This is a genomic window from Microcoleus sp. N3A4, from assembly GCF_036701805.1.
GTDB lineage: Bacteria > Cyanobacteriota > Cyanobacteriia > Cyanobacteriales > Microcoleaceae > Microcoleus.
On sequence record NZ_JAUBRJ010000014.1, the window covers coordinates 1 to 11,424 of the forward strand.

Sequence of the window (11,424 nt, forward strand, 5' to 3'; positions counted from 1 at the left end):
TCAAAGGTGGTACCCGCCACGCGATCGATCCGTGGAATCAATCCAAAATCTAAAATCTAAAATCCTCAAGCCCCCGACTCGATCCGTGGGGTCAATCTAAAATCTAAAATCTAAAATCTAAAATCTAAAATCGAATGACGCCTACTTTTTTTGTGTCACATCGTGATTTAAGGCTGCTGCTCAGCCAACATTGTCAGACCAAAATTGTCTGACAGCGACCGCAACAATTTTTTAATAAAAAAAAATATCTGCCACCTGCACCAAGATCGAACTTAATATGCAATGTAAGTAGAACGGTACGAAAAAACCATAATATCTTGTCGGGGCGGGTTAAGCGAAGATATTTACTAGCAGGCGGTTAAAACCCGCCCTCCCTCCCTCCCGTTATGCCAGTTTATTTGCATCTACCTACTTAAGACGGTCTGTGGCTTGCAAAAGTATAACTTCAGACAGATTTCAGGTGCCGCTAACCAAGTTAAAAATATTTATTACTTCCGGCCACTGCACACAATTTATCGAATTTTGGAAAATCTTTGCGGGCTGTCGAGCAATAGCTAGACTCCTTGCCTTGCAAGCTTTTGCGACTAGATATTTTCAAATTGCAGCAGCTATCAACAGGTAATTGTAGAGTTCGATATCGCCAAAACTGTCTAACTCTTACCGCAGTTAGATACACAATTAAAGGCAGAGACTGCAATATGAAATAGGCAACAACAACTCTTTGAAATCTCAAGCAGGACTGGTTTTATGCGATCGGGCATCAGGAGTTCATAACGCGAAACGCGAGCGATAGAAGTTTTTAGAGGTGTTAAATTTTTGAGGAACTTCTCAAAAAAAGTGCCGTCACTGTATCCAAATTTGCTATTTGCACAAAAAGTAGGAGAAAAAATGAACCAAGTATCTGAGAAGCCAATTTATCGAATTCTTAATCTAGTGTCGCTGCTAGCCCTGACCTACTATGCAGCTAGTTCTATCAATTATATTTTCGAGAGCGACGCTCACATCTACAGCTACGAAAGCAGATCGATTCCAATGGGTCAACAGCGCAACTAGAAACACACCGCTAGGGAGAATAGTACAGCTTGTGTGTGAATGCCGAACGAAATTTTCGGGGAATTGCTAATTGTTAACGATCGGCTCGAAGCTAAGAATTAGCAAGAAGATATTTGTTGGAAATAAAATATTGTTAAGTTAAATTGTCAAATCTAATTATATAAAAACTTACCCAGGCTCGGGGTGGCGTGTCACTCTCAAGAGTCGCTGGAGGCTGCTAAAAGATTTCTCTGTTTGACATTGTGTCCCGAACCAACAGACAATTAAGATGCGCTGCAGCTTATTCTCAGCTTTGACAGTACTGTCAGAACTCTAGTGGCCTAACCGAAATCCCAACTTCATCACACAAGCGCTGGATTGTCTGATTGTCTGGATGGACGCCACTCATTGCTGAAATCACCTATTTTGGTTGAAAAACCGGGGTTTTTTCGATACAATATTCCGTCGATCGCGAGGGATATCTTTTGAAAAATCAAGCTGATGATTCTCAAGAATGCGTTCAGGAGTGTTTTGGAGATAAGTAATTGGCGACTAAAAGCAGTAACGCCAGCGGCTTAAATCGCTTTCTATGCCTGGGTTTGATTGAAAACGACCCGCAAGTGCACGGGCTGGCTTGGAAAGTTAGCTAAAAAATTTTGATTTTTGGGGAACTATTGCCGGAACTCAAAAGTCTGGTTGACCAGAGTCTACTGAATAATCGCAACTTCAGTTACAGCCCCTTGGCGGGCGATCGAACTCTCCGGCGATCGACAGTTGCCAACGACTGCGGTGGAACTTCTCAATCTTGAGAGCATACTCCCATTAAAAATGGTCTCTGTGTATTTTCCGGCTATTGTTTTAAAAATGACTAGCCAGACCGACGGTCAGTATGGTAAACTCGCAAGCGTTTAAGTGGAATATTTTCGTGTTAGAGGAGGCAGTGATGGAGTCGAGAGTCCAAAGCAGGAAACAACCGATATTTGCTGCTCAACGAATACAGGATTCAACTCGCGATCCCAGGCTCGCTGCTGACAATTTAAATTACATGACAGCTTATAGCAGCCGGGTCAATTAGGGTCTCAACCGATGTCCGGTTTCATTTATTGAATCCCTTTGGAGGGAAAAGTGTATTGTAGAAAAATGATTCATCTTTTAGGAGGAGTGTAAATGACACAGGTAACTAATCCAACACAGCCGGCAAGTTCTACTTCAAATTCTGGGGGCGGACTTGATATTATCGGCACCCAGGGTTCTAGCAGGTTGAACGGCAGCGCCCAAGCCGATATCATCCTGACTTTTGGGGGCGATGATGTCATCTCAAGCGGCGGTGGCGACGACCTGGTTATTTCCGGAGGCGGCAATGACAGTATCGGCACTGACGGCGGCAACGATACTGTCTTTGCAGGCAGCGGCGCCGATGTGGTAGCTGGCGGCACTGGCGACGACCGGATCTTTGGCGGTAAAGGGGATGACCTCGTAGACGGCGGTGATGGGAATGACGTGCTTTCTGGCGACAGAGGCAACGACACCGTACTCGGCGGAAGTGGCAGCGATACGGTCTATGGCGGCCAAGGCAACGATATTGTCAGCGGCGGTGACGGCAACGACAGCCTGTTCGGCGGTAAAGACAACGATACTGTCGATGGTGGCTCTGGCAATGACTTTATCTCTGGCGACAGAGGCAGCGATGTCCTGACCGGCGGTGCTGGCAGCGATACGTTCTACTTCTTCTCCAGCGGTGGCGATTACGGCGTAGACACGATTACCGACTTTACCCCTGCCGAAGATAAGATCCGCTTGAAATCCGGTGGTGTGTTCGCAGGTTTGGGCACCAGCTTCGATGCCAGCGAGTTTGTAGTCATTTCTGGTTTCAGCGCGTCCAGCCCAGCAGCCAATACGACGAACAAGTTGATCTACGACCCGCAAAGCGGTTTGCTATACTTCAACCCCGGCAGCGGAGTCCTAACTGTTGCTAAGTTGCAGACTGGCCTGACGATTACCTCCAGCAACTTCGAGTTGTTCTAAATCGACTAGCAGTTGTGGGACGGCACTGAATAAGATTCGGGGCTGTTCTCACAAAGCCGGTGGTTTTAAAGGATTTCAACCTCACTCTGCCACAAGCGGGGTGAGGTTGAAATATTGAATGCAGGAACTGAAGCAGGGGCAGTTAAAAAAAATCGATCGACAGTTATTGATAAAATTAATTGATCGCCCGCTCGGGCAAAATATAAATACAAAGTTTTTAAATTAGAATTTCTAGGTTTTACTGAAGCGGTAAAGAAACCGCAACTGCTGGCGAGCAATGAGCACTGAAGAATACATCCGGCAAGCCCAAGTTTATTTGAATCAAAGGAAGTTAACTGAGGCGCTAAATTTTTGCAAAAGGGCGATCGAACTTCAACCGTTTTCGCCCTCAGCTTACACGACTTTGGGCGAAATCCTAGAAGCTCAAGGCGATCCGACGGCGGCAAGAGACGCTTTTGTGCAAGCTTTGGAGATTTCGCCGCAGTTTTTTCTGGCTCATGCTTATTTGGGTCAACTTTACAGCGAGTATTCGTGGCTGGATGAGGCGGCTTTTCACTACCGACAAGCTCTGGATTTGAAACCAGACTGGCCGGAAGTTCATTATAACTTGGGAAATGTTTTTCACAAGCAGGGTAAATTGTTGGGGGCGATCGACTGTTACCGAACTGCGATCGCTCTTAACCCCAATTATCTACTTGCTTTCTACAATCTGGCTGTGGTTTTAGAGCAAAATAGTCAGCTAGAAGCGGCAATTGATACCTACCGACAGGCGATCGCCCTGGCGCCGGATTACGTGGAAGCTTACAGCAATCTGGGTGCGATTTTGCTGAAGGACGATCGGGCTGCTGAGGCGATCGAGGTTTACCAACGGGCGATCGAGATTAAGCCAGATTGGGCGACGCTGCACAATAATTTGGGTCAAGCGTTGCTCAACAAAAATCCCGATCGGGCGATCGCATCTTACCTCACAGCTATTGAGTTGCAGCCGGATCTGGTTTTGGCTCATTACAATCTGGGGAAAGCGTGGCAAATACAGGGGGAACATTCGGCGGCGCTTGCTTGTTTCGATCGCGCGATCGATCTCAATCCCGAACTTATTTCGGGCTATACAGACGCCGGGTTTTCTTTGATGGTTTTGGGCAAAATTGCGGAAGCCATGCCTTATTTTGAGCGAGCAATAGCTCTGAAGCCTGATTTTGTTGATGCTTACTGCCGTTTGGGAGAAAGGCGCAGAGTTGCTGCTGTAGAAGATGATGAATTGTCAAGGGCGATCGCTGCGTGCGATCGATTTCTCACAGCACTAACTGGAAGGAAGAAGGAAGGCACAACACGGATTTTGACACGGATACACGGATTAATTATCGAGCATGAGTCTGATGTTGAAGGAACAGGGAAGAAGTCCGAGGGAAGGCTCGACACGGATTTTGACACGGATACACGGATTAATTCTCCACAACAGGGAAGGGGGAAGCAGAAAAAATTATCCATGCCCAATGCCCAATGCCCAATGCCCAATGCCCCATTACCAATTGCTGAAATCAGCGATAATTTAGCAGAAATTTACTTGCATTTGGGAAATGCTTTAACAGAGTACGGCGGATATGAATCTGCTGCTGCTTATTATCAAAAAGCTTTGCAAATTCAGCCGAAAAACACTGAGATTTACTGGCGTCTGGGAAATTGCTTGGCCCAGCAGTACAGGTTCAGTGCGGCAGTTGCAGTTTACCGCATGGCTTTGACGATTCAACCTGCTTTACCGCAGGTTTATTTTGAGTTGGCAAAACTACTGGAAAAACAGGGGCATTGGGAACGGGCGATCGATTATTATCTAAAAGTTTTAGAGTTACAATTGCACGGCTATGGGGATCTGCAACAGTGGAAAAAAGAGAATTTTGTCTCGCCCGATCGCAATTCTCTAGAACATCCTCACGGTATTTATTTATCGAGTTGGGATTGGCTGGTTAATGCTAAGTTGGATGCGGGCAATTATGTTGAGGTAGTTTGGAAATCTGCACCAGAAGCCTGTGGCGAAAATATTCATAATTCCCAATTTTTGCTAGCCAATTCGCAATTGGCAGATTCCGATTGTGCGGGTTTAACTTGCGGGCTGTGTTTGCAGCGACTTTCTAAGTGGTTCGATCCGGTGCATTTGGGTTGGGGGGTTTACCGTTTGTCTAACTCGCAACCGATACCTGTGGATGCGCCAAAGACTTTTGTGGCACAAATTCCTAACGGGCGAGTTTGGATTGTGCCGCAGGAAAATTATTGGCTGATTTGTAAGGCGATCGCTGTAATTACTCCTGACAATTATTTGTTGGCTGATGTATCTAGAGATTATCCTGGTTTGTTGCCGGGATGTGAAAAGCATGATGTGAGAAAACACAGCGTTTTTCAGTTAGAATCCTTTCCAGATTTAAAGCAAATTGACGGTAGCGTGGCGGTGCTTTCTGGTTTGTCGGGAAATGTCTATTTTCACTGGATGGTTGACGTTTTGCCGAGGATAGAATTGCTGCGGCGCAGCGGTAGGGATTTGGCGGAGATTGATTGGTTTTTGGTGAATAGCTGTCAGCACCAATTTCAGCGGGAAAGTCTGAGAATTCTGGGCATTCCAGAGGAGAAGGTTCTGGAGAGCGATCGCTTGCCTCACATTCAAGCAACAGAGTTAATTGTACCGTCTTTTGCGGGATATTTGGGCTGGCCTTCAGGGTGGGCGATGGATTTTTTGAGGCGCGAGTTTCTCAAGGGAATTATACCTAGTTCAAGCTATCCAAAACGCATTTATATCAGCCGCAGTAAAGCAAGATATCGACGAGTTTTGAACGAGGAAGATGCGATCGAGGTTTTGGAGCAATCTGGCTTTGTTTCTATTTTGCCTGAGTCGATGTCTTTGGCAGAGCAAATTGCTCATTTTTACCACGCTGAGGTAATAGTTGCTGCCCACGGCAGCGGCTTGACAAATACGATTTTTTGTCGCCAGGGAACTAAAGTAATTGAGTTGGTGTCGCCTCACTATATCAGCCATTATTATTGGGGAATCAGTCAATATTTGCAGTTGGAACATTACTTTTTAGCTGGCGAGGCTTTTGAATGTTATCCTGTGAGACAGTTGATGTATCAGAATTCCCTGACTGAGGATATTTTAGTGAACTTGAGTTCGCTGAAAAGGATGGTTGAGGTGGTGGGTTTGGGTTAGTTGGTGTCTGGAGCAAGTTTAATTATGCCCTCTATTGAGAAGATGGAAAAAACAGCGGTTGATTTGAGTCGGCAAGCAGAAGTTTATTTAGCCGAAGGAAGGTTAAATGAGGCAGTTGCTGCTTGCGAGTTAGCATTGAAAATTGAACCGAATTTGGCGGCAGCTTGCCAGACGCTGGGAAAGCTGATGCAGGTTCGAGGTGAAATCGAGCAAGCTAAGCAGTGGTATGAAGCGGCAATCGATCGCAATCCAAATTTGCCGGAAGTTTACGCTAATCTCGGCAGTCTGTATTCTCAGGGGAAACAGTGGGAAAAGGCGATCGCAAATTGTCAAAAAGCGATTGCGCTAGCCCCGAATTTTGCTGCTGCTTACCGGCAGTTGGCGAGAGTTTGGACGCAGTTGGAGAAGCGAGAAGAGGCGGCAGAATGTTGGTATCAAGCTTTTAATATCGAGCCGAATTGGGCAACTGCTGACGAGCACGTCACTCTGGGAAATAGTTTTGTTGAATTGGGAAAGTTCGATCGCGCTATTGAATGTTATTCGCGGGCAATTAAGTTAAACCCAAAGCTGGCAACAGCTTATCACAATTTGGGGGAAATGCTGGTTGGCCAGAAGCGGTGGGATGAGGCGATCGCCAATTACCGACAAGCCATTGCAATCAATCCAAATTCTTTTGAATCTTACCACAGTTTGGGTAAAACTTGGGCAGATCGAGGAGAATTCGATCGGGCGATTGCCTGTTATAACAAAAGCGTCGAACTCAATCCAAATTATGCTCGTGCTTACCTTGGTTTGGGCAATGTTTTGGTGCAAAAGCGCGAGTTTGATGCAGCCATTAAATGTTACCGTCAGACTCTGGAAATTAACGCTCATTCCTACTGGGCATACAATTGTTTAGGGGAAGCTTTGGCTCAAAAACAACTGTGGCAGGAAGCTATTAGTTGCTACCGCAAAGCTATTGAAATAAATCCAAATATTCCTTGGTTTTATGTGAATTTGGGAATTGCTTTCACCTGCGAAAAATCCTGGGATGAAGCTGTTGCTGCTTTCCTGCGCGCAGTTCAGATTGAGCCGAATTTGACGGGAATCAATCAGAGGTTGGGATATGTTTTGCGGAAGCGCAGCGAATCGGGTTTAGACAGCACAATCGCAACTTACTGTCAAGATATAGAGGTACTTGCAAGCGGGAAAAATTACCACAAATTGCTGGGAATTGAGTTAGATGGAGCGGAGTTTTATATAAATTTAGGCAATAGTTTAGCGAAACAGAAGCAGTTGGAAGGTGCGATCGTATTTTATAGCATGGCACTGCAAATTGAACCAAATGCTGCGGAAGTTGTCGCCCAACTGAATGATGTTCGGGCGAAACAACAGGAGTTATACGCACAAATTGCCGCTTACCGCCACCAAATTGCGATCGCTCCGACCAATTCTAAGCCTTACAACGATTTAGGAAATATTTTACCCCAATTAGGGGAACTCGAAGAAGCAATTATTTGCCACCAAAAAGCCAGTGAATTGAGGGGTTGGCCTGAGTGTGCGGCGAAAGATTATCAATTTACCCAAGATTGGTTTACCCACAATATTCCTATCTGGCAACGGCATTTGCAGGAATTTACCGGAATTGCGGATTTTCAAGTTGTGGAAATCGGCAGTTTTCAGGGAATGTCAGCTTGCTGGCTGCTGGATAATATTTTAACTCATCCGACGGCAAAGATTACTTGTATTGATTTGTATTTCCAAGAACATTTTAAGGGCAATATTGTTAAAACGGGAGTTGCCGAGAAGGTAATTGAATTGCAGGGTTATTCTCAGGAATTGTTAGTAACTCTGGCTTCGGAATATTACGATATTGCTTACATTGACGGCTGTCACAAACCCACCAGTGCTCTGCAAGATGCGATTTTATCTTGGAGGTTGGTGAAAGTTGGGGGGCTGATGATTTTTGACGATTACGAATTTACGTTTCCCGACAGCCCGGAGCAAGATACTAAAATTGGGATCGATGTTTTTTTAGAAATGTTTGGAAGTCAGTTAGAAGTTGTACACAAAGGCTATCAACTGATTGTCAAAAAAATCGGCAATCAAAGTTTGGGCGAAGAGCAAACTCTGTTGTCTCTGGGTTGGGAAAAGTTGGGGGATACTGCGGCAAATGCGGGTTATTTGGATGAGGCGATCGCCCGCTATCAAACAGCTATTAAAATTAAGTCTGGAACCTATTCAACTTACCACAAGTTGGGTAAAACTCTGCAAGAGAAAGAACTGTTTGACGAAGCTCGGGCAGCTTACCAACGGGCGATCGCACTAAACCCTAATTTTAGTTGGGCTTACCACTTTTTGGGGGAAACTTTGCAGGCGATTGAGGAACACGGCGACGCCGCTGCTGCTTACCGCAAAGCTATTGAGTTAAATCCCGATTTTTGTTGGACTTACAACAATTTAGGCGATGTGCTGATGGAGCTTTCTGAGTGGGAGGAAGCTGCTGTTGCTTACCGCAAGTTAGTTGAACTGAATCCCGATTTTTGTTGGTCTTACGATAGATTAGGTAAGGCTTTGGTTGCACTGGAAAATTGGGAGGACGCGGCGGCAGCTTACCGCAAAGCTATTGAATTAAATCCCGATGATTGTTGGTTGTACAATAGTTTGGGGGAAGTTCTGGAATCACAAGAAAATTGGCCCGAAGCAGCAGTTGCTTTTGGTCGTGCTATTGAGCTAGAACCCGAGCATAGTTGGCTGTACAAAAAGTTGGGCGATGCACTGCGGAATCAAGGGGAATTGGATAGGGCGATCGCCATTTACGAAAAAGGCATCAATCTCGATCCAAAATCCTGTTGGTGTTACGAAGGATTGGGTTTGAGTTTAATTGCCAAACAGCAGTGGGAACCTGCAATATCTAATCTCATTCAAACACTCCAAATTAAACCAGATTTGTTTGGAGTCTACTATCATATAGCTTATGCTTTGGAACAAAAAGGAGAATTGAATGAAGCCGATATCATAAGATTAGGTCATAAAATGTTGCCGTTAAGTGTCATTAAAAAATACTGTGGATTTACTGACGATTTGGCAATTGCAGCAGAGTCACATCCGAGCATTACTTGCATTGACATCTATCCTGCAAGTCAAATCAATTTATCTGAGCCCCAAACAATCGATACCGATAGCAGATGTTGGGAAGATGAAACTTTTTATATAAAAAAATCTTTTGTTAGCGTATTACCAAACGGACGAGCTTGGGCTGATATTGCTACTACCGCCGCCATTACTTCAGACAATAAACTTGTTACCGATATCTCAATGGGTTGTCCTGAATTGGTAATAACTTCCGATAAATTGCCTCCCGCCGAACACATCGAAGGAAATGTGGCTTTTTTGTCGGCTCGTTGGGGAGGAGCAGCTTATTTTCACTGGATGTTTGATGTGGTGACGCGGTTCCATCTTTTGCAGCAGAGCGGATTGATGGATAGTATTGATAAATTTGCGATTAATGCTTGCGATTCGGCTTATGAAAAAGAAACTTTAAATACTTTAGGAATTCCCATACATAAAATTTTAGAAACTCGCTATCAGCCGCACTTTACAGCGGATAAGTTAATAGTTCCATCCATTTGCGATGGTGCTGCGGGAACCTCGCAATGGAAGTGCGAATATTTGAGACGAATGTTTTTAAATGAAAAGCAGTCGCTAAAAACAGATTATTCAGAACGAATTTATATCAGCCGCGAAAAAGCCTCATATCGGCGAATTGTCAACGAGAAAGATGTCGTCGGCTGTTTAGAAAAGTTTGGGTTTCGTACAGTAAAGCTGGAAACGATGTCGGTAGCGGAACAAGCAGCGTGTCTGGCGGCGGCTAAAGTAGTTGTAGCACCTCATGGAGGGGGATTGACTAATCTAGTTTTTTGCAGTCCGGGAACTAAAGTAATTGAAATTTTTTCTCCGATTTATGTTCCAATTTGCTTTTGGACTATCAGCAATTTGTGTGAGTTGGAACATTACTATTTAATTGCTGAATTGTTTGATGACCCAACTCAGAAATACCACGGGCATAAAGATATGCGCGTTGATGTGAAATCGCTGGAGAAGTTAATGAATCTGGCAGGAGTTTTGCATGGATAATGAGGATTACCACAAGTTGGGAAATTCCCTGCAAGCAAGCGGGCGATTTGATGACGCGGTTGCTGCTTACAAGAAAGCTATTGAATTAAATCCAGATTTTTCGTGGTCTTATCACAGTTTGGGCGATGTTTTGCTGAAACTTGAAAAATGGGAGGAAGCTGTTGCTGCTTACAAAAAAGCTGTTGAGTTAAATCCAGATTTTTCGTGGTCTCATCACAATTTGGGCGATGCTTTGCTGAAACTTCGGCGATGGGAAGATGCTGCTGCTGCTTACCGCTGCGAGATTGCGCTCAACTCGGATTTTGCTTGGTCTTTTTGCAATTTAGGCGATGCTTTAACTAAACTAAAACAGTGGGATGAAGCTATCGCGGCGTATTTAAAAGCTATTGAAATTGACGGAGATTTGCCGGGAATTTACGAGAAGTTGGGATATGCTCTCGGACAAACAGAGTCTGATTTAAAGTCTGTGTTAGAAAAATGTCAATTGCAAATTACACCGGAAAATTGGGAGTTTTATTTGCAGTTAGGAAAGAATTTAGCAAAGTACGATCGCCCAAAAAGCGCAATTTTTATTTACAAATTTCTATTGACAAATATGCCTAGGTGTGCAGAACTGTCAGCGGAATTAGAGGAGTTGTTGCAGCAGCAAGAAAAGTGCGTTAGCGAAGCCCTCGAAGAGGATCGCGCATTAGCCTCATCTCGCGCCACGGTCGCCCAAAAACCAGATGATTGCTGGTCTTATTACAATTTAGGTGCTGTTTTGAGCCACCAAAAATATTGGGAGGAAGCGGCGGCGGTATTTTTCCAAGCAATAGAAATAAATCCCGATCTTCCTTGGTGGTTTTATTACAATTTGTGGGAAGTTTTTGTTAGGCAAAACAAGCTAGATGAAGTTGAGAACTTGTGCCGCGAAGTTGTTGCAGCTAAACCGGAGGCTTTTTGGCCTTATCTGAATTTGGGAGAAGCTTTGACGAGGCAAGGTAAAATTGCTGAGGCGATTGATTTTTATCGAACTGTCAGTTACAAACAAAGTATTGCATCTCTTATCAGTAAGAGAA

General features: G+C 44.6%; 6 protein-coding genes. All 6 read left to right on the forward strand.

The window, feature by feature from the left end; translation table 11 throughout:
• Nucleotides 1-888: 888 nt before the first annotated feature.
• Entirely contained in the window at nucleotides 889-1,053 is a 165-nt protein-coding gene (locus QUA56_RS10535) for a hypothetical protein (RefSeq protein ID WP_333356839.1), read from the forward strand.
• A gap of 635 nt (nucleotides 1,054-1,688) precedes the next feature.
• The gene (locus QUA56_RS10540) at nucleotides 1,689-1,841 is read left to right on the forward strand and encodes a hypothetical protein (RefSeq protein ID WP_333356842.1); all 153 of its coding nucleotides are present in this window, start codon (nucleotides 1,689-1,691) and stop codon (nucleotides 1,839-1,841) included.
• 358 nt (nucleotides 1,842-2,199) lie between these two features.
• Nucleotides 2,200-3,057, forward strand: coding sequence for a calcium-binding protein (locus QUA56_RS10545; protein WP_333356845.1), 858 nt, complete (start codon nucleotides 2,200-2,202; stop codon nucleotides 3,055-3,057).
• A 277-nt stretch (nucleotides 3,058-3,334) separates the two neighbouring features.
• Nucleotides 3,335-6,250: a tetratricopeptide repeat protein gene (locus tag QUA56_RS10550; protein ID WP_333356848.1), complete on the forward strand. Its 2,916-nt coding sequence runs from the start codon at nucleotides 3,335-3,337 to the stop codon at nucleotides 6,248-6,250.
• Nucleotides 6,251-6,274: 24 nt separating this feature from the next.
• Entirely contained in the window at nucleotides 6,275-10,366 is a 4,092-nt protein-coding gene (locus tag QUA56_RS10555; protein ID WP_333356851.1) for a tetratricopeptide repeat protein, read from the forward strand.
• A partial coding sequence (locus tag QUA56_RS10560; RefSeq protein ID WP_333356853.1) for a tetratricopeptide repeat protein occupies nucleotides 10,359-11,424 on the forward strand: 1,066 nt, incomplete at its 3' end. The genes QUA56_RS10555 and QUA56_RS10560, both read left to right, overlap by 8 nt.

Excerpts from the sequence above, each read along its gene's own strand:
- QUA56_RS10535 (WP_333356839.1), top strand. The coding sequence starts at position 889 with ATGAACCAAGTATCTGAGAAGCCAATTTATCGAATTCTTAATCTAGTG.
- QUA56_RS10545 (WP_333356845.1), top strand. The coding sequence starts at position 2,200 with ATGACACAGGTAACTAATCCAACACAGCCGGCAAGTTCTACTTCAAAT.
- QUA56_RS10550 (WP_333356848.1), top strand. The coding sequence starts at position 3,335 with ATGAGCACTGAAGAATACATCCGGCAAGCCCAAGTTTATTTGAATCAA.
- QUA56_RS10555 (WP_333356851.1), top strand. The coding sequence starts at position 6,275 with ATGCCCTCTATTGAGAAGATGGAAAAAACAGCGGTTGATTTGAGTCGG.